The following is a 1159-nucleotide window of genomic DNA, read 5'->3' as shown; positions in this document are numbered from 1 at the left end:
TTCCCAAATAAAATCAACTTCCTGGGAATCACCTGTGAGTAAAAAAACTGGGGATTCATCAGTCACGGGTATATAATGGATAAACATTCAAGGAGTGAACATCGACTATGTATTCAATATTACCCAATGAAGCGCTCAACCCTAATGAGCCCATTTCTGGCACTTTATTGAAGTTGGGCTTTGAGTCTTTTCATCAAATCTGTCAATGGGTGTGGTACTTACCTTATGGTCGCACTCAAGATAGTTGCAATTATATGAGTGTGATTGAAGAGCAAAAAGGGACTTGTAGTACCAAACATGCGTTGCTAAAAGCATTGGCCGATGAGTTGAACATTGATGTTGAATTGACTATGGGGATCTATGGAATGACAGAAGCGAATACTCCGGGCGTCGGGAAAGTGCTCAAGCAATATAGGCAAGATTTTATTCCTGAAGCTCATTGTTATTTAACTTATCAAAATCAACGAGTGGATTTAACCCGTTTGATGAAACCGAGCTGTGAACCCATTAAGGTGTTTTTTATTGAGAAAAATATACTTCCTGATGAAATACAAACCGCTAAACCCTCTTTTCATTATCAATTTATTCAAAATAGGTTTGGCCTTGATAAGGCGCCATTGATTTGGGCAATTCGAGAACAATGTATTCAAGCGTTAAGCGTGTAATAAACTGTAATAAGAAGAGAGTGTTTACTGGCTATAATCATCATTGAGCCGATGACTGACAGTGAGTAAATATGGATGGAAGGAGCTAAGGAAAGCGATGAAATTAGCATTAACCGATCGCGCGAGTTTATTTGCAAACTACAGTGCTTGCGCCAGTGACCGCACGAATGTGTTATTTTATATTCATTCAACTGAATATTGGGCATTATCTGTTGCCGATGTCAAAACCGCTTTTATGAAGAGACAACTCACTGTTGCGTTAAAGCCCAATGAAAAAGGTGAGGGGGCTTTTTCATTAGGAAAAGCCATTAATTGCCGTTATTGCCGAGAATTACACCCCAATCCATGCTTATTGTATATTCAACTATTAGAAGTCATGTTATTTGCGTTAAAAGGGACAAACGTGATCCAAGAGTAAATACCAATTCCATTATATAAGTGATCTTTCAGCGGGAATTCAACATGCTGTAGGCAAGGTCGTTAATTGCTCCTGC

2 protein-coding genes are annotated in these 1159 nt (G+C 38.8%); both read left to right on the top strand.

The window, feature by feature from the left end; all coding sequences use genetic code 11:
- The first annotated feature begins 107 nt into the window (after positions 1–107).
- Positions 108–665, top strand: coding sequence for a hypothetical protein (locus Q0791_RS24865; RefSeq protein ID WP_299011947.1), 558 nt, complete (start codon positions 108–110; stop codon positions 663–665).
- 97 nt (positions 666–762) lie between these two features.
- The gene (locus tag Q0791_RS24860; RefSeq protein ID WP_299011946.1) at positions 763–1083 is read left to right on the top strand and encodes a hypothetical protein; all 321 of its coding nucleotides are present in this window, start codon (positions 763–765) and stop codon (positions 1081–1083) included.
- Positions 1084–1159: the final 76 nt, after the last annotated feature.

It is taken from the genome of uncultured Shewanella sp., from assembly GCF_947495455.1.
GTDB lineage: Bacteria > Pseudomonadota > Gammaproteobacteria > Enterobacterales > Shewanellaceae > Shewanella.
This window is presented reverse-complemented; position numbering and strand designations above follow the sequence as displayed.